At 41.7% G+C, this 19,341-nt stretch carries 16 protein-coding genes; 14 read left to right on the top strand and 2 right to left on the bottom strand.

The window, feature by feature from the left end; genetic code table 11:
* The 8 genes from DW650_RS07720 (at position 1) to pdxR (ending at position 9,879) form a co-directional block, all read left to right on the top strand.
* Positions 1-981, top strand: a complete 981-nt coding sequence (locus DW650_RS07720) for a DUF1385 domain-containing protein (protein ID WP_117919427.1) — start codon at positions 1-3, stop codon at positions 979-981.
* Positions 959-1,786 carry a peptide chain release factor N(5)-glutamine methyltransferase gene (gene prmC, locus DW650_RS07715; protein ID WP_117919425.1) on the top strand — a complete coding sequence of 276 codons (828 nt, stop codon included), beginning with the start codon at positions 959-961 and terminating at the stop codon, positions 1,784-1,786. Before DW650_RS07720 ends, prmC begins: the two co-directional genes overlap by 23 nt.
* Before the next feature lie 89 nt (positions 1,787-1,875).
* Positions 1,876-2,949, top strand: coding sequence for a peptide chain release factor 1 (gene prfA / locus DW650_RS07710; RefSeq protein WP_006859129.1), 1,074 nt, complete (start codon positions 1,876-1,878; stop codon positions 2,947-2,949).
* A 456-nt stretch (positions 2,950-3,405) separates the two neighbouring features.
* The gene (locus DW650_RS20010; RefSeq protein ID WP_243102890.1) at positions 3,406-3,774 is read left to right on the top strand and encodes a hypothetical protein; all 369 of its coding nucleotides are present in this window, start codon (positions 3,406-3,408) and stop codon (positions 3,772-3,774) included.
* 328 nt (positions 3,775-4,102) lie between these two features.
* Complete coding sequence (locus DW650_RS07695) at positions 4,103-5,539, top strand: AlbA family DNA-binding domain-containing protein (protein WP_118209568.1); 1,437 nt, start codon at positions 4,103-4,105, stop codon at positions 5,537-5,539.
* Between the two features lie 227 nt (positions 5,540-5,766).
* Positions 5,767-7,455: a glutamine--tRNA ligase/YqeY domain fusion protein gene (locus DW650_RS07690; RefSeq protein WP_118209538.1), complete on the top strand. Its 1,689-nt coding sequence runs from the start codon at positions 5,767-5,769 to the stop codon at positions 7,453-7,455.
* 70 nt (positions 7,456-7,525) lie between these two features.
* Positions 7,526-8,377 carry a DUF2225 domain-containing protein gene (locus tag DW650_RS07685; protein ID WP_118209537.1) on the top strand — a complete coding sequence of 284 codons (852 nt, stop codon included), beginning with the start codon at positions 7,526-7,528 and terminating at the stop codon, positions 8,375-8,377.
* Positions 8,378-8,388: 11 nt separating this feature from the next.
* Positions 8,389-9,879 carry a MocR-like pyridoxine biosynthesis transcription factor PdxR gene (pdxR, locus tag DW650_RS07680; RefSeq protein WP_118209536.1) on the top strand — a complete coding sequence of 497 codons (1,491 nt, stop codon included), beginning with the start codon at positions 8,389-8,391 and terminating at the stop codon, positions 9,877-9,879.
* On the opposite strand, the gene DW650_RS07675 is transcribed toward pdxR, so the two are convergent.
* Complete coding sequence (locus DW650_RS07675; protein WP_118209535.1) at positions 9,872-10,513, bottom strand: peptidase C39; 642 nt, start codon at positions 10,511-10,513, stop codon at positions 9,872-9,874. The two genes, pdxR and DW650_RS07675, sit on opposite strands and share 8 nt — an antisense overlap.
* Positions 10,514-10,764: 251 nt before the next feature.
* On the opposite strand from DW650_RS07675, the gene DW650_RS07670 reads away from it, so the two are divergent.
* The 6 genes from DW650_RS07670 to DW650_RS07645 all read left to right on the top strand — a co-directional run bounded on the left by DW650_RS07670 (position 10,765) and on the right by DW650_RS07645 (position 17,700).
* Positions 10,765-12,426 (top strand): ABC transporter substrate-binding protein, encoded by a 1,662-nt coding sequence (locus tag DW650_RS07670; RefSeq protein ID WP_118209534.1) that lies wholly within the window; start codon positions 10,765-10,767, stop codon positions 12,424-12,426.
* Positions 12,427-12,441: 15 nt separating this feature from the next.
* Entirely contained in the window at positions 12,442-13,410 is a 969-nt protein-coding gene (locus tag DW650_RS07665; RefSeq protein WP_118209533.1) for an ABC transporter ATP-binding protein, read from the top strand.
* A 5-nt stretch (positions 13,411-13,415) separates the two neighbouring features.
* Entirely contained in the window at positions 13,416-14,423 is a 1,008-nt protein-coding gene (locus tag DW650_RS07660; RefSeq protein WP_118209532.1) for an ABC transporter ATP-binding protein, read from the top strand.
* A 54-nt stretch (positions 14,424-14,477) separates the two neighbouring features.
* Entirely contained in the window at positions 14,478-15,425 is a 948-nt protein-coding gene (locus DW650_RS07655) for an ABC transporter permease (RefSeq protein ID WP_117919500.1), read from the top strand.
* Between the two features lie 15 nt (positions 15,426-15,440).
* Entirely contained in the window at positions 15,441-16,316 is an 876-nt protein-coding gene (locus tag DW650_RS07650) for an ABC transporter permease (RefSeq protein ID WP_118209531.1), read from the top strand.
* A gap of 250 nt (positions 16,317-16,566) precedes the next feature.
* Positions 16,567-17,700, top strand: a complete 1,134-nt coding sequence (locus tag DW650_RS07645) for an amidohydrolase (RefSeq protein WP_243102889.1) — start codon at positions 16,567-16,569, stop codon at positions 17,698-17,700.
* An 80-nt stretch (positions 17,701-17,780) separates the two neighbouring features.
* On the opposite strand, the gene DW650_RS07640 is transcribed toward DW650_RS07645, so the two are convergent.
* Positions 17,781-19,013: an argininosuccinate synthase gene (locus tag DW650_RS07640; RefSeq protein WP_117919406.1), complete on the bottom strand. Its 1,233-nt coding sequence runs from the start codon at positions 19,011-19,013 to the stop codon at positions 17,781-17,783.
* Between the last annotated feature and the right edge of the window lie 328 nt (positions 19,014-19,341).

Below are 19,341 nucleotides of genomic sequence, written 5' to 3'. Positions count from 1 at the left end.
ATGAGGTATTCCGGTATTGGCGGGCAGGCAGTCATGGAAGGCGTAATGATGAAAAACCAGGAAAAATACGCCGTAGCTGTCAGAAAGCCTGATGGGGAAATCACACTTAAGATTTCCGAATATAAAGGTATAATAAAAAATAAGAAAATCAGAAACATGCCGATCTTACGCGGTGTGTTCAGTTTTATAGAGTCGTTGTATTTAGGCGTTTCAACATTGACATTTTCCGCTTCTTTTTTTGAGGAAGAGGAGCCGGAGCATGAAAAGAAGCAAACAAAAAAACGTGAAAAAAAGGCATTGACAGAAGAGCAGCAGAAAAGACAGGATAGCCTGATGATGGGTGGTACGGTTGCATTTTCCATCGTGCTGGCGGTTGCGATTTTTATGATCCTTCCGTATTATATATCTGTGTTTTTCCAGAAATTTACAGATTCCTATATGCTGATTGCTGTATTAGAAGGGATTATCCGCCTGGCGATCTTTATCGGGTATGTGGCAGCAATTTCATTGATGCCTGACATAAAAAGAGTTTATATGTATCATGGTGCGGAGCATAAGTGTATTAACTGTATTGAGCATGGAATGGATCTTACCGTTGAGAATGTGAGAAAAAGTTCCAGATTACATAAGCGCTGCGGGACCAGTTTTTTGTTGATCGTTATGATCATCAGTATTTTCTTTTTTATGTTTATCCATGTGGATTCGAGAGTATTAAGACTGGTACTTCGTCTTGTGCTGATCCCTGTGATCGCGGGGGTATCTTATGAATTTATAAGACTGGCAGGACGCAGTGATAATGCAGTTGTCAATCTGCTCAGCAAACCGGGACTTCTGTTGCAGCACATTACAACGAAAGAACCGGAGGATGACATGATCGAGGTGGGTATGGCATCTGTTGAGGCTGTGTTTGACTGGAAGGCTTATGTGAAAGAAATAAAGCAAGAGGACAGTAAGGAACATGACATATCGGGAAGCAATTAATCTCGGTGAGAAAGTTTTAAATATGGCAGATGTGGCAGATGCTAAAATCGATGCATGGCTGCTGTTAGAGATGGTCTGCAAGATTGACCGCAGTTTTTATTATCTGCATATGGAGGACGAGGTAGCTGAGGAACAGTTAAGTGAATATGAGATCGCACTGAGAAAACGCGCAGAACATGTGCCGTTACAGTATATTGTCGGTGAGGCTGAATTTATGGGATTGAAATTTAAAGTCAATTCCAATGTGCTCATTCCAAGGCAGGATACGGAAACTTTAGTGGAAGAAGCATTAAAAGTTGTAAAACCGGGAATGAATGTGCTTGACATGTGTACCGGTTCCGGCTGTATTATTGTCAGTATTGTGCATAATATACCGGAGGTGGAGGGAACAGCGACGGATATTTCCAAACAGGCGCTTCTTGTGGCGAAAGAAAATGCAAAGCTGAACCAGGTTTCGGTTACATTTGAACGCAGTGATCTGTTTGATAATGTGACAGGAACTTATGATGTGATCGTATCAAATCCACCTTATATAAGAACAGAAGAAGTACTTAAACTTATGCCGGAAGTACGGGATTTTGAACCGATGGAGGCATTGGATGGCAAAGAAGATGGTTTATATTTTTACCGGAAGATCATGGAGAAATGTCCATCGTATTTAAAACCGGAAGGGCACATTCTGTTCGAGATCGGTTATGACCAAGGCGAGGCGGTATCCGGGCTTTTAAGAGAGGCGGGATTTAAGAATGTGGCGGTCATCAAAGATTTAGCACAAAATGACCGTGTTGTGACAGGAATGCTTTAGCGTGGAATGTGGTGTGTTTGTTAGAAAGATGGTATGTGAAAACAGGGAATGTGTAAAGGTATTCTTTGATACACAGGAATGGAGGATTTATGTTTGATAAATTAGAGGATTTACTGATCCGTTTTGAAGAATTAATGAGTGAGTTAAGTGAGCCGGATGTTGCAAATGATCCGGTGCGTTTCCGTAAACTGATGAAAGAGCAGAGTGACCTGACTCCGATCGTAAACGCATACAAAGAGTACAAACAGTGCAAACAGAATATTGAAGATTCTCTTGCATTGCTTGAGGAAGAGTCAGACGAGGAAATGCGTGAGCTTGCAAAAGAAGAATTAAACGATTCTAAGGCAAGAGTGGAAGAGTTAGAAAAAGAGTTGAAAATTCTTTTACTTCCGAAAGACCCGAATGATGACAAAAATGTTATCGTTGAGATCCGTGCGGGCGCCGGTGGTGACGAGGCAGCTTTATTTGCAGCTGAGATCTATCGTATGTATCTGCATTATGCAGAAAGCAGAAACTGGAAGACAGAGATTATGGAAGCAGATGAGACAGGCATCGGCGGTATGAAGAGTGTTACTTTTATGCTGAGTGGTCAGGGCGCGTATTCTGTTATGAAATATGAGTCCGGTGTACATCGTGTACAGCGTGTGCCGGAGACAGAGTCCGGCGGACGTATCCATACTTCCACCATCACAGTTGCCGTGATGCCGGAGGCCGAGGAAGTGGATGTACAGATCGATGACAAAGATATCCGTATCGATGTCTGCCGTGCATCCGGTGCCGGTGGACAGTGTGTCAACACGACAGACTCTGCCGTGCGTCTGACACATATCCCAACCGGAATCGTGATCTACAGCCAGACAGAAAAATCACAGATCCAGAACAAGGCAAAGGCATTTGCCCTGCTGCGTACCAAATTATACGACTTAGAGCAGCAGAAAGCCCACGATGCGGAAGCAGAGCTTCGTAAGAGCCAGGTCGGAACAGGAGACCGTTCTGAGAAGATCCGTACCTACAACTTCCCACAGGGACGTGTGACAGATCACAGGATCAACCTCACACTTTACAAACTTGATAAGATCATGAACGGAGATATCCAGGAGATTATTGACGCATGTATCGCAGCAGACCAGGCAGCGAAACTTGCGAAGATGAATGAGAATTAAGGATAGATGTTGTAAATATAGTTGGTATTTTTCACCAGTTAGAGAATTATCAGAGTAAATTATAATATGATTAGAGTGGAGCAGAGTCAGTCGGAAGGCTGGCTCTGATTTTTGCCCTTTTTTGCAGACTGGTGTGAATAACGGTGTAGTTTATGTAACTTTCTACGAAGATTTCATTGTTTCTGATGTTTAAATGGAAAATGTAAAAATGTTCTTGATATGAGAACTGGAGTATGATATTTTATAAATAGAACGTGCGTTCGTGTTCGAGAATAGGGGAAACATAATTGACGAGTGGGGGAAGATAATGAAAATTGAAAACATTATGAAAATGTTAGAAGTGTTTTGACCAATTGCTATTGTAATTTATGGTTTTTTTATTTACAAATTTATTCCATATATGAAAACAAAAATTTTTATAAATGAATATCATAATTTTGAAGAATCATTTTTTTGATGGAATACGAATTAGTAGGAACTATTGTAGCACAGGTATTGGTTATATTTTTAATTGTAGCATTTGGAAAATCGACGTGGTCTAATATTATAATAAATGAATATTTTTTTGCTTTAAGTGTCATTGGATTAATATATAGTTTTGGTATAAGTTTAATTGTAAAATTAAAAACAAAAAAACAAAAAAAGAAATATGTCGTCAATATGTTTTTTGGAATAGTGGTTTACTTTGTAATTTCAATGCAAGGTTTAGCAATCTTAAAAAATTTATATAACAAACAGTATGATAGAGATATTTATTTTGTAGTTATTAGTTGCATTATTCTTCAAGTTTTGGCAAATATTAAGGCTGAAAAGTACGGAATGTAAAGTATATAGTTATAACACAAAAAGAAACATATAAAACATTATTTGAACCAGTAAAAAGAGGAAAGTATTATTTTATAAGGATTACAGATAAAAATGAAGTTGAGAAGAAAAGAGTACAGATAGCAGAAGAAAGAATTGAGAAAATAGAGTATATTATTGAAAAAGTAGAAGAGCATGAATAATAGAATGGTAACAAAAACATAGTGAAATTGAATGATATAGACTATGTAGAGATATCAGATATATTAGGAGAAGTTATGATACTATTAGCTAAATGATTTAAGGAAAGTCAGTGTAATGGATTTGGTCTTGGAAAGGTGGTATGCGTATGACAGCAGACGAGTTGAAAAAGATAATTCAGTCCGGCGAAAAAATAGATGTGGAATTCAAACAGTCAGAAAATGATCTGACAAAGGATGTGTATCAATCGGTCTGTTCGTTTAATAACCGCAATGGAGGACATATTGTTCTTGGTGTAGTTGATAAGACAAAAGAGATTCGGGGTGTTAATTTCCAAAAAGTAGATAAGATACTCAAAGATTTTACGACATCTATTAATAATGCAAATAAGCTGAATCCACCGATGTATCTTACACCAGAGGTTTTTGAGATAGATGGAAAGATACTTGTCTATATCTGGGTGCCTGAGGGAACACAGCTTAGACGTTTGAATGGCAGAATCTGGGATAGAACACATGAAGGTGATATTGATATAACAGACAATGCAGAATTAGTGTATAAGCTGTATGCGAGAAAGCAGAGCACTTATTTTGCGAATAAAGTTTATCCAAGACTTGGACTGGAGTATCTTGATCTTGACGTGATCCGAAGAGCGAAGCAGATGGCACTTTCAAGAGTAGACAATCACCCATGGGCAAATATGGATGAGAAAGAAATACTTGGAAGCACAGGACTTATTCTGACTGACCCGGATACGGGAAAGGAAGGAATAACACTTGCTGCGATTCTATTATTTGGAAAAGATAATACGATTATGTCTGTGTTGCCACAATATAAGACAGACGCTATTTATCGTGTGAAAAATCTGGACCGCTATGATGACCGCGAAGTTATTATCACGAATTTAATAGATAGCTACCGCAGATTGATGGATTTTGGAAAAAAACATTTGAATGATACTTTTGTGTTGGATGGAGATCAGAGCGTGAGTGCTAGAGATAAGATTTTGCGTGAAATTATATCAAATATTCTGGCACATCGGGATTATTCCAATGCATATACGGCACAATTTGTGATTGAAAGTAACCGAATCTATACGAAAAACAGTAATCTTCCACATGGTCATGGAGAACTGAAATTGAATCAGTTTGAGCCATTTCCAAAGAACCCGCCGATTTCGAAAGTGTTCCGGGAAATTGGATATGCGGATGAATTGGGCTCTGGGATGAGAAATACGAATAAATATACGAAATTATACTCTGGTGGAACCCCCATTTTTTTGGAAGACAATATTTTTCAAATAGTGATACCGATGGAATCCGTTGCTGATTTGCAAGTTGGACCAGACAACGTTAAAAAGGTGACTGAAAAGGTGACTGAAAAGGTGACTGAAAAGGTGACTGAAAAAGAGCAGGAGGTTCTTGCATTGCTATTAGAGAATGCAAATTATACCATGCCTCAACTTGCAGAAAAATTAAAGATAAGCAGAAAAACAATAGCGGTGCGGTTGAAGTCATTGAAGGAAAAAAAAGTGATAGAACGAGTGGGATCAGACAGAAAAGGTTATTGGAAAATAAATAAATGATACAGAAAAGTTTATATCAGGGGAACGAATCGAACGAAAAAATATTTTCTTACCCAAAACCGCTAATTCATGCTATATTATACTTGCACCCAAGCGGTGTATCATGTATGATATAATGAGCGTAAGTGAGTCAACATATTTGAATGATTGACGAGCGGCGAATGTTTATCATGTGCTGATTTTGCACATGATATAGCATGAGTTGTTATATGAGGAGGACAGACATCATGGAAAACGAGAATGTCTCAAAGAATTTTATCGAACAGTTTATTGATCAGGATATAGAGGAAGGACATTGCAAAACCGTCCATACAAGATTTCCACCGGAGCCGAACGGATATCTTCATATCGGACATGCCAAGTCCATACTTTTAAATTCAGGTCTTGCGCAGAAATATAATGGAAAATTCAATTTACGATTTGATGATACGAACCCGACAAAAGAGAAGACAGAGTTTGTTGAGGCAATCAAAGAGGATATCAAATGGCTTGGTGCTGACTGGGAGGACAGACTGTTCTTCGCATCCGACTATTTTGATCAGATGTATGAAGCAGCAGTAAAGCTGATCAAAAAAGGAAAAGCATACGTTTCTGATCTGAGTGCAGATGAGATCCGTGAGTACCGCGGTACACTGACAGAACCGGGAAAAGAAGATCCTGCGGGCAGCAGAAGTGTGGAAGAGAATCTTGCTTTATTTGAAGATATGAAAAACGGTAAATTTGCCGACGGAGAGAAAGTGCTCCGCGCAAGAATCGATATGACATCTTCAAACATCAATATGAGGGATCCGGTTATTTACCGTGTGGCGCATATGACACACCACAGAACCGGAGACAAATGGTGCATTTATCCGATGTACGATTTTGCACATCCATTAGAGGATGCCATCGAGGGAATTACCCATTCGATCTGTACACTTGAGTTTGAGGATCATAGACCGCTGTACAACTGGGTGATTGATGAGGTTGGCAAAGATATGATCCCTGACAAGGATGAGATGCCTCCAAGACAGATTGAGTTTGCAAAATTATATCTGACCAATGTTGTAACCGGAAAAAGATATATCAAACGTCTTGTAGAGGAAGGGATCGTAGACGGCTGGGATGATCCGCGTCTTGTATCGATCGCAGCACTCCGCAGAAGAGGATTTACACCGGAATCTTTAAAAATGTTCGTAGAACTCTGTGGTATTTCCAAGGCAAACAGTTCCGTGGATTATGCAATGTTAGAATACTGCATCCGTGAGGATCTAAAGATGAAACGTCCGCGTATGATGGCAATCTTAGATCCGGTCAAAGTGGTGATCGATAACTACCCGGAGGGAGAGACAGAGTATCTTGAGGTAGTTAATAACCTTGAGAACGAGGAACTTGGTGTGCGTAAAGTTCCATTTTCACGCGAACTTTATATTGACCGTGAAGATTTTATGGAAGAGCCGCCAAAGAAATATTTCCGTATGTTTCCGGGCAACGAAGTACGTCTGATGAACGCATACTTTGTGACCTGCAACAGTTTCGTAAAAGATGAAAACGGCGTGGTGACGGAGATCCACTGTACTTATGATCCGGCATCCAAAGGTGGAAACAGCCCGGACGGACGTAAAGTAAAAGGAACGATTCAGTGGGTATCGGCAGCACAGGCAGTTCCGGCTGAAATCCGTCTCTATGAAAATATTGTGGATGAGGATAAAGGCGTGTATAATGAAGACGGAAGTCTGAATCTGAATCCGAATTCCCTTACGATTTTGAAAAACTGTGTTGTTGAGGAAAACTTAAAAGATGCAAAAGCATATGACAGTTTCCAGTTTGTAAGACAGGGATTTTTCTGTGTGGATGCAAAGGATTCAACCGCAGATCATCTGGTATTTAACAGAATTGTGTCATTAAAGAGCTCATTTAAATTACCTAATGCATAAGCATTAGCTGCACCGGGATGGTGTATTTGCACCCGGAAACGGGCGTATCAGGAAAGGATATGAAATACATATGAATTTATTTGCAGGATTGGAAAAATTTGGTATCAAAGCGGATAACACAACGGATCTGTTTGAAGAAGAGAAAAAGCCGGCAGCATCTGCTAATGGAGGAAAAACAGAAGCTGCTCCGACAGAAGACAGTTTTCTGTTAGACAAAGCGATCCGCTGTACTGTATGTGATAAGGTATTTAAGACCAAAATGATTAAAAACGGACGAATCAAACGATTAGAGCCGGATCTGGATCTGCGTCCACGTTTTGAATATATTGATACATTAAAATATGATGTGGCATCCTGCCCGTATTGCGGATATACAGCGATGAACCGCTATTTTGAGCATGTAACATCAGGACAGATCAAACTGGTCAAAGAACAGGTTTGTGCGAACTTCAAACCAAGTGGTTCTGATGAACCAATGGTTTTAGACTATGACCAGGCGATTGAGCGTTATAAACTGGCACTGTTTAACACGATCGTGAAAAAAGGAAAGACGAGTGAGAAAGCATATACCTGTCTGAAACTTGCCTGGCTGTATCGTGGAAAAGGGGAAGAGTTAAAAGGAACTGATCCTGAAACATTAGGGAAGAAAAAAGAGGTAAAAGAGCAGGAAGAAGCATTTTACCAGCAGGCATATGAAGGATTTATGAAAGCAATGTCTACAGAGATGTTCCCGATGTGTGGAATGGATCAGTGTACCGTAGATTATCTTCTTGCAGCAATGGCATATCATTTTAAAAAATATGATGTGGCATCTAAGTGTATTTCAAGGATTCAGGCTGCGCCTTCCGCATCAAAGAAGATGAAAGACCGCGCATATGATTTAAAAGAAAAGATCGTTGCAGAAATCAAAAAAAGCAAATAGGCAAAATTATAATGATTGAAATAATGATTGATCTACAGGGGGGAGCGAAAGCTCCCCTCTATGAGAAAATATATGAGTATATCAAACGGGATGTCATTGCGGGAAAGATTCCCGTCGGGGAAAAACTTCCATCAACAAGACTTTTGTCAAAACATTTGTCTGTAAGCAGAAGTACCGTGGAAATGGCATATGAACAGCTCCTGGCAGAGGGATACATCAAAGCAGAACCTTGCAGGGGTTTTTTTGTATGCGATATTACGGAATTATATGAATTTGGTCATGCAGAAAAAGGATCAAAAGATATAGCTCCATTTGGGAAAAAGGGACAGAAAGAGAAAATGGGGGAAGATATCATTGACTTCTCACCATATGCGATCGATACCGAACATTTTCCATATAATGTGTGGAGAAAATTAAATAAAAATGTGCTGTTAGATGACCGGGAGGAATTGCTTTTATCCGGAGATGGACAGGGAGATTATGGACTCAGAAAGGCGATTGCGGCTTATCTTCATCAGGCGAGAGGGGTTAACTGTGAGCCGGATCAGTTGATTATCGGAGCCGGAAATGAATATCTTGAGATCTTACTGACACAGATTTTGGGCAGAAATAAGCGTGTCCTGATGGAGAATCCGACTTATCTGCAGGCATATCATACATTTTTAAATATGGGATACCAGATGTCACTGGTTATCGTGGAAGAAGATGGAATAGATCTCTGGAAAGTCAGAAAATATGATCCGGATATTGTCTACATTATGCCTTCCCATCAGTTTCCGCTAGGAACGGTCATGCCGTTAAAGCAGAGACTGGAGCTGCTGAAATGGGCTTCTGAAAAAGAAAACAGGTATCTGATCGAAGATGATCACGACAGTGAATACAGGTATCGTGGAAAGCCGATCCCGTCCCTGCAGAGTGTGGATCATTTTGATAAGGTTATTTATATTGGAACTTTTTCTAAGAGCATTGCACCGTCACTTCGAATCAGTTATATGGTGCTTCCGCCGGAATTGTTAAATCGTTATCATGAAAAATGTGGATTTTACTCTGCGACTGTTCCTAAAATCCAGCAGGAGGTATTGCGTGCGTTTATTGAAGAGGGACATTTTGAACGTCATCTGAATAAGATGAGAGGAATTTACCGTGCAAAACATGATTTCCTCCTTGCGGAACTAAAAAAGAGAAACTGGGTGGAAAAAGTTTACGGAGATCATGCAGGACTGCATGTTCTGGTGCAGATACGTACAGAAAAAAAAGAAGCGGAGATATGTGACCTTGCAGGAAAGCAGGGAATACGTATCTATGGAATCAGTGAATACGTTGTTCCGGAAATGGCTTCGAACGGATATGAGAATACAAAATACAGCAAGTATTCCATAGAAAGTGAAAAAATCGGATCTGCCGAAACTGCACCGGACAAACCGATTCTTTTACTTGGTTATGGAAGACTGTGTGAAGATGAGATCCGGAAAGGACTTTTGATATTAGATACAATTATATGATGTATTCAATACTGTTTTCGGGCGTTTTCCTGGTATTTGTGTTGAACAGGATCACAGCCTCACGTTCCTCATATGGTCCCATTTCATAAAAGCCGACACCGGTACTAGAAAGCCTGTCGATTGAAATCATGCGGTTAGCACGCTTTGGCTGATCGGTGATAAAGGTGATGCCATCTTCAAAGAATTCTTTGTCGAGTTCAGGGTCATCTATCTCTTCATAATATGGATCAAACACATAAATATCATTGTCCGAAACGCCAGTCAGCAGAATATAATGCGGTACTTCTAAGTAGACACGGAGCAAAACAGCACCACCCTGCTGCAGGGCACCGATAATACAGCTGTTTTGGGATAATACGACATCTTGTTTAGATAGAAAATTGCAGGAAATAGGAAAATTTTTCACTTGTCCAAACTGGGTGAGCCAGTTGCTTAAAAACATCATGGCAGATGCGGAAGTACCGCGTTTTCCTACCTCACCGGCTTCATTATAAGAATCGAGACAATAGAGCATAATATATTTGACAATATCAGGATAAATTTCTTCACGGTCAAACAGATATCGGATTGCATTTGTCAAGGTGGTCGGACCACAGTCATATTCAGTGGATTGATAGATTAACAGGTTTTTCATGTGTATTGCCTCTTTTCTTTATTCTAAGGAATACTATAATAAGCCGTAATTTTTTTGTCAATCTGAAAGATGCTAAGTTGTGAATCACCTTTTGACACCTGGATATTCTGAAAAAATGATTGACAATTTAAAAAAGAAAAAATATAATTTACCTAATTCCTAGTGGATTACTAGTAATAATGCGCAAAAAGTACTGGTTTATGTGCGAGAAGCGGGCATAATACAGTTTTTTGTCAGAAAGTGAGGAAATTATGAGAAAAGAAAGAAGATGGAAAAAAGTCCTGTCGGCGCTTATGCTTACGGCTGCGATGGGGATTACTGCTGTTGGATGCGGGACTTCTGGCGGCAATACAGGCAGTCGGCCGCAGGGGGAAAATGCTGCAGCAACAGAGATGGCAGAAGTTTCAGATGATATTGTAAACATTGGTGTTACGGATACACTTGGAACATTAAATCCGCTTTTGATGGATGGCGGTGAGATCAATAAATATGCGACCAGCCTGATGTTTCTTCCACTGGTGGAATTAAATTCCAAACTGGAATTTGAAGGTGAGATCGCTGATTCTGTCACAACGGAAGATAATAAAAATTTTATCGTGCATATCGATGAGAAAGCAACCTGGTCAGATGGCGAGAAGATCACTGCAGATGATGTGGTATATACAGCACTTCGTCTGACTTCCCCGGTTATTGGAAATACCTCCATGATGTATTATGTGTTTGAAGGTGTCGGAGATGACGGTTTTACGGAAGAGGGAGCGGAGAGTATCGACGGTATCAAAGCGATTGATGATGCAACAGTACAGTTTACTACAAAAGATGAGATGTCATTAACCACATTTGAAAATTCCTATGCACGTTATCTGATGACACTTCCAAAACATGTGATCGAGCAGTACAGTGAGGAAGAATTAAAGACGGCTGACTGGTTTAATCATCCGGATGTGGTCAGCGGACCATATATGGTGACGGATTTTGATGTCGATCATTATATTTCTTATAAAGCGAATGAAAATTACTGGAAAGGTGCACCAAAGATCGCGAAACTCAATATCAAGATCGTAAGCGGCAGTCAGCTTTATGCCGGATTACAGTCCGGGGAGATCGACATTACACAGCCGACAATGAGTGTTATCCCACAGGAAGATTATGACAGCATTGAAGGACTTTCCAATGTGAATGTTGTATACGGAGAACCGGTAACAAACCAGTCCGTGTTTATCCAGACAAAGAATGTTCCTGATGTGCGTGTGCGTCAGGCAATGTTATATGCAATTGACCGTAAGATGGTTTTAGAGCAGCTTTTAAAAGGAAAAGGTGAAGTTGTAGACGGATTTCTTTCTTCTGCAAGTCCTTTTTATGACGATGGCATCGTTCCGGTAGAACAGGATGTGGAGAAAGCGAAAGAACTTTTAGCAGAGGCCGGATGGGACGGATCACAGACTTTACGTTTTTATGTGAATTCCGGAGACGGCGCATTCGTAAATGCAGCAAATGTGTTTGTGGCACAGTGGGCTGCAGTTGGTATTAAGGTGGAAGTGCAGACAGTGGATTTTGCAACCCTGATGTCTGTAGCAGGTACAAATGATTATGATATTTTGGCGGTACAGTATACTTATGCGCCGGTTGATCCATACCCGGATGTAGCATGGCTTTTAGGTGGCGAGGAGAGCTGGACCGGATACGGAGATGACAGTGTAAATGAAGCACTTGCAAAGACACAGACGACAAGTGATATTGATGAGATCAAAGGTCTTTATTCAGTAGTGGATCAGAAAGTGCAGGAAGATGTGCCGATGTTCTCTGCTTATATTGTCAGTGCGCAGGCGGCTGTTAACAAACGTCTGGTAAATGCCACACCAAGTGTGTATGGTTTCTTTAATAATGTAGAACAGTGGGAAATTACGAAATAAGGAACGGGAAAATCAATGTCAAAATTATTACAGGTAAATGATCTGACGACAGCGTTTACCGGAGATTTTGGAAAAAAGATCAGTGTGGATCATGTCAGTTTTGAAGTTGCAGAAGGAGAAACGGTTTGTATCGTTGGTGAGTCCGGCTGTGGCAAGAGTGTGACATCACTGTCTATAATGGGATTATTAGGAAAGGGCGGAGCTGTTATTGACGGCTCTGTCCTCTTTACAAACAAAAATCTGCTAGATATGGATGAAAAGCAGTTAGATATGATCCGCGGAAATCAGATGACGATGGTTTTTCAGGACCCTTTAACGTCGTTAAATCCGGTGTTTACGATTGGAAGTCAGATTACGGAGAGTATACGCATCCATCTGCATCTTTCAAAAAAAGAAGCAAAAGAGAGGGCTGTTACGATTTTAGAGAAAGTCGGGATGCCGGATGCGCGTGCAGCAATGAAAAAATATCCGCATATGTTATCCGGAGGGATGCGTCAGCGTGTGATGATCGCGATGGCACTTTGCTGCAATCCAAAGCTTCTCATTGCGGATGAACCGACAACGGCGCTGGATGTGACGATTCAGGCTCAGATCATGGAGCTGATGAAAGAACTGCAAAAAGAGATTGGGATGTCAGTGATCCTGATCACACATGATATTGGACTTGTGGCGCAGATGGCGGATCGTGTGCTTGTTATGTATGCGGGACAGATTATAGAGATGGCATCAGTGAAAGATCTTTTTTATCATCCGGCACATCCGTATACGAAAGCACTGCTTGATACGGTTCCGGGTATTTATGATGAGAGTGGAAGGACACTTGCATCAATTCCGGGCATTGTACCGGAAAATTATGACCAGATCACAGGGTGCCGGTTTGCAGACCGCTGTGCATTTGCCGGAGAAGGCTGCGTGGAAAAGCAGGAGATGAAAGAGACAGAAAAGGATCATTTTGTACGCTGCCATAAGGCTTGCAGGAGTTAAATGGAATGGATAAAGAACTGATCAGAGTAGAAAAATTAAAAAAATATTATGACATCAAAGGTGGTATCATTACCCATACTGTCAGTCAGGTACAGGCAGTTGACGGTGTTGATTTTTCAATAAAAAAGGGCGAGACACTTGGTCTGGTTGGAGAGTCCGGATGTGGAAAATCCACGATCGGACAGCTTTTAGTCGGGCTGATTTCACCGACGGACGGAGCGATTTACTATCATGGAGAAAAAATCGCTGCAAAATCACTTACCCACAATGAAAAAAAGGCACGAAAACAGGCAGGAACCGGTCTTCAGATGATCTTTCAGGATTCCTATTCCTCTTTAAATCCCCGGAAACGTATCTATGATATTTTGGCACAGCCAATGTTATATCATGGAATTTCGGATAAGAGAACAATTGACACTGATATAAAACAGCTTTTAGATATGGTCGGACTGCCCCAGAGCACACTTTTAAAATATCCGCATGAATTTTCGGGTGGACAGAGACAGCGTATTGGAATAGCAAAAGCGTTGTCATTAAAACCGGAGTTCATCGTGTGTGATGAACCGGTCAGTGCACTTGATGTGTCGATACAGGCACAGATATTAAATCTGATCCGTGAGTTACAAAATGAACTGGGACTGACAAGTCTGTTTGTGGGGCATGGTCTTGGAGCTGTCCGTTACGTGAGTGACAGGATCGCGGTTATGTACCTTGGGAAGATCGTTGAGATCGCAGATGCCAGTGAAGTGTTCTTACATCCTGCACATCCGTATACAAAAGCGCTGACACATGCAGCACCGGTTGCAGATCCGGGACACCGGGAAGAAAAGCCTGCAGTTTTAAAAGGCGAGGTTGCTTCCGCGGTGCATCCTCCAAAAGGATGCCGGTTTCATCCGAGGTGTCCGTATGCGAGAGACGACTGCCGGCTGAGTGAGCCGGTGCTTTTACCGATTGCCGGAAAACCGGATCATCTGGTGGCATGTCCTTATTATGAGGGGACAGAAAATGCGTAAAATGCGGTGATGCACAAAAGCAGTGATGCAAAAGTGCAGGAAATGAGGAATCATATGACAAAATATATTATCAAACGTATCCTGATCGCGATTCCGGTATTGCTCGGTATTACTGTGATCGATTATGCGATCATGTGTATGGCGGGGAGTCCGCTTGAAATGCTGCAGGGACCGCGTGTTTCGGAAGCTGCAGTACAGGCAAAAGCAATAGCACTTGGACTCGACAAACCATTTTATGTGCAGTATTTTGTGTGGCTGGGACAGCTTCTGCATGGGAATATGGGATATTCCATTAAAAATTACCAGCCTGTTGCAGATATGATCGCAAGCCATCTGGGACCAACATTGCTTTTGATGGGGGTATCACTGTTTGTCAGTATATTGCTTGCTGTTCCGTCAGGAATTTACAGTGCAATCCATCAGTATTCAAAAGGTGATTATACGGTAGTGACATTATCATTTCTTGGCAGCAGTATTCCGGGATTTTTCCTTGCCATGCTTCTCATCTATCTGTTTACAGTCAAATTGGGCTGGCTGCCTTCCGGTGGAATGACAACGCTTGGCACGTCCGGTGGTGCAGCAGATGTGGCGGCACATATGGTTATGCCGGTCATTGTCCTTGCGGTGTCCATGGCAGGAACAAATATCCGCTATATCCGCAGTGCAGTGCTTGAAATCTTACAGCAGGATTATCTGCGTACAGCACGGGCAAAGGGAATCGGACATTTTCTTGTCATCAATAAACATGCACTGCGCAATGCCTTAGTTCCGATCGTGACGGTCATTGGAATGGAAATACCGGTATTGTTTGGAGGTTCTATTATTGTGGAGCAGGTATTTTCCTGGCCGGGACTTGGTCTTATGACGATGAGTGCGATCACAAACCGTGATTATCCGGTTATTATGGGAGTCTGTCTGCTCTCAGCGATCGTTGTACTGCTCGGTAATCTTCTGACAGATATTTTATATGCGGTAGTAGATCCGACGATAAAACTTCAGTAAAGAGGTTGAATTTGTATGATAAAAAAGAAAAAAGAAAACTTAAATGAAACATATATGCAGATGGTGCTGCGTCGTTTCCGTGCACATCATCTTGCAAAGATCAGCCTTGGGATACTGGTTGTTGTCGGACTGGCGGCATTGTTTGCACCGGTTGTTGCGCCTTATGACCCGGATGCAATTGTCGGAACGTTTAGTGGAGCACCGTGTAAAGAGTTTATTCTTGGAACAGATCAGATCGGCAGGGACGTATTCAGCAGGCTTTTATATGCAACAAGGATATCACTGCTTGTGGGAATCCTTGCTACAGCCATATCGACGGTGATTGGTGTGGTACTTGGCCTGATCGCGGGATATTTTGGCGGAGTGGCAGATATGATACTGATGCGTTTTACGGATATGGTCATGTCTTTTCCTTATATCCTTCTGGTACTTGTTGCAGCAGCGATCTTTAAACCGGGATTGTGGAGTATTATTCTGATTCTGGGATTTGTAGACTGGCCTGGGGTAGCAAGACTGGTACGTGGAAATGTGCTCAGCTTACGTGAAACAAATTTTGTCAAAGGAAATGTAGTAGCAGGCATGCCGCTTCGTCATATCCTGTTTTCCGAGATTTTGCCAAATACGGTTGCGCCGATCCTCGTATATGCAACTTCTGTTATGGCAATCTCCATGTTAGATGAGGCGGCGTTAAGTTTCCTTGGCATGGGTGTGCAGCCTCCAATGGCAAGCCTTGGAAATATGTTAAACGGAGCACAGTCTATTACGGTACTGACGTCACAGCCCTGGCTCTGGCTGCCTCCGGGGATCATGATCGTTGTGCTGGTTATTTCCATCAACTTTGTTGGGGATGCACTGCGTGATGCATTTGATCCGTCTGGTGGGCGCAGATAGGTGCCCATGGATCATGAACTTCCCTGTGTAGGGTGGTTCTGGAGGGTTACGATTGGCAAATTGCATCAAGCCGGGACTGTTTTGTTTCCGTTGTCCGAAAATAAGAAAGCGATTTCACTCTGATAATAATCAGAGTGAAATTAGTATGCCTGATTCAGGTTGGGGCGGAGTGACGTGTGCCTCAACAAACCAGCATTTGCCGGGCGGCTTATGATATTATATTATGCAGAAAAGCAGAATGGAGAAGTATATGGAACAGAAAGTATTAGAGCAGAAACTTACGGATTTCTTTGAGGAACTTCACAGTCACCCAGAGCTATCCTATGAGGAATATGAGACGACAGAGCGGATCAAAAGAGAACTTCATGCAGCAGGAATCGAAATTTTACAGACACCATTAAAAACCGGCGTGGTTGCCATAATACGAGGCGCACAACCGGGAAAAACATATGGATTGCGTTGTGACATTGATGCACTGCCGATCATGGAGGAGACAGAGCTGCCTTATAAGTCAGAAATTCCGGGAAAGATGCATGCCTGCGGACATGATTTCCATACGGCAGCAGTAATTGGAACAGCATTACTCTTGCAGGAGCGAAAAGAGAAACTGCATGGAAATGTAAAAATTCTGTTCCAGCCGGCAGAGGAGTCGTCACATGGAGCAGAGACGGTTCTGCAGACAGGGATACTTTCTGATGTGGAGGCGATTTTTGGTCTGCACACAGCAGCATATCTTCCGGTTGGCACACTTGGAATCCGTGCCGGAAGTGTTATGGCGGCGGTAGACCGGTTTGAATTAAATATTACGGGTACAGGCTGCCATGGCGGTCATCCGGATGAGGGAGTGGACACGATACTTGTGGCGGCATCTGTGATACAGGCATTGCAGAGCATTGTCGGCAGAAACTTAAATCCGTTTCATACGGGGGTGGTCAGTGTGACAAGGATTCATGGCGGTAATACCTGGAATGTGATTCCGGATAAAGTGGAATTAGAGGGAACAGTTCGTTCCATGGACAAAGAGGATCGTGTTTTTATAGAAAAACGCATGCGCGGGATTGCAGAAAACACAGCCGCAGCGTATGGTGCGAAGGCAGAATTACTATGGTATCCGGGACCTCCTGCAACAGTCAATGAGGAAACATGGAGTGCGTTTGCAGAAGATGTGGCAAAAGAATGTGGCTATGAGGTTGTTCCACAGCGAAATTCAACAGGTGGAGAGGATTTTGCATTTTATCTGGAAAAGATACCGGGATGTTTTATCAATGTCGGGACAGGGGTTGGTTATCCAAACCATCATCCACAATTTTATGCGGATGAGGCTGCACTTGCACCGGCGGCAGAGTATTTTGCAAGACTGTTAGAAGAAGCACTTGGTAAATAATACAAAAACAGGAGTCCTTGCGGGCTCCTGTTTTTTGATCTCAGATCATGAACTGTCTGAATTGAAATCAGAATTTCTGATTAATCCTCGTATTTGTTTTTCTCGCCGATCTCCTGCATTTTCATAGCACGAACTTTTAATGGAAGTCCGAACAGTGTGATAAATCCGGAAGCATCATGATGGTCATAAAGATCACCGGTTGTGAAACTTGCGAGTGACTCACTGTACAGAGAATATTTTGAAGTAGTTCCGGCTTTGATGATGTTACCTTTGTATAATTTGAATTTTACTTCACCGGTTACATATTCCTGTGTGGAAGTAACGAAAGCTCTGACTGCATCACATAAAGGTGTGAACCATTTTCCTTCGTAAACGATCTGGGCAAGTTTGTTTCCCATATCTTTTTTAACTTCCATGGTAGCACGGTCTAAAACAAGCTCCTCTAACTGCTGATGAGCTTCCATTAAGATCGTTCCGCCAGGAGTTTCGTATACACCGCGGGATTTCATACCAACAACACGGTTTTCAACGATATCAATGATGCCGACACCATGTTTGCCGCCGAGACGGTTTAATTCACGGATGATATCGGAAACCTTCATCTCTTTTCCGTTTACGGAAGTCGGAACACCTTTCTCAAATGTCATAGTTACATATTCGCCTTCTTCCGGAGCTTTTTCCGGGGAAACACCGAGAACTAAAAGGTGGTCGTAGTTAGGCTCGCATGCAGGATCCTCTAATTCAAGACCTTCATGGCTGATGTGCCAGATGTTACGGTCACGGCTGTAGCTTGTGTCGGCAGAGAATGGAAGATGAATGCCGTGTGCTTTGCAGTATTCGATCTCTGATTCACGGGAATCCATAGTCCACTTCGGATCTCTCCATGCAGCGATGATCTTTAAGTCAGGAGCAAGTGCTTTGATGCCAAGCTCGAAACGGATCTGATCGTTTCCTTTACCGGTAGCACCGTGGCAGATTGCAGTAGCGCCTTCTTTTCTTGCAACTTCAACTAATTTCTTAGCGATCAGAGGACGTGCCATAGAGGTTCCGAGTAAATATTTGTTCTCGTAAATGGCATTTGCCTGAACACATGGCATAATGTAATCATCACAGAACTCGTCGATGATATCTACAATGTATAATTTGGAAGCTCCACAGGAGATAGCTCTTTCTTCAAGACCGTCTAATTCTTCTTCCTGACCGCAGTCGATACAGCAGCAGATAACTTCGTAATCATAATTTTCCTTTAACCATGGAATAATGGCGGTGGTATCAAGTCCGCCGGAGTACGCTAAAATAACTTTTTCCTTCATGTGATACAGCCCTTTCTGTTATGTATATTTGATCCATTTGTTCCCGGATCATTGACTAAAAACAATATACAACAAAAAATATAGAAACGCAAGTGAAAATTTATACATTCATTATTCATAAAAATGCATAAAGATTATACAAAATGCAGAAAAAGGCTTAATATATAGTATGCTAAAGAAAAAAGATAAAAAATGGTATTGCATAAAAAATAAAACGAATGTATAATTATGCAATATCAAACAGCGTATGAAAAAAGATACTTTACGACTGCGATGAGGTGTATTAATATAGGAAGAAAGATGCTTATGCAGGTATGCCTGTATACAA

It is taken from the genome of Roseburia sp. AM23-20, assembly GCF_003470905.1.
GTDB lineage: Bacteria > Bacillota > Clostridia > Lachnospirales > Lachnospiraceae > Roseburia > Roseburia rectibacter.
The sequence above is the reverse complement of the archived record's forward strand: the minus strand, read 5'-3'. Positions and strand labels throughout refer to the sequence as shown.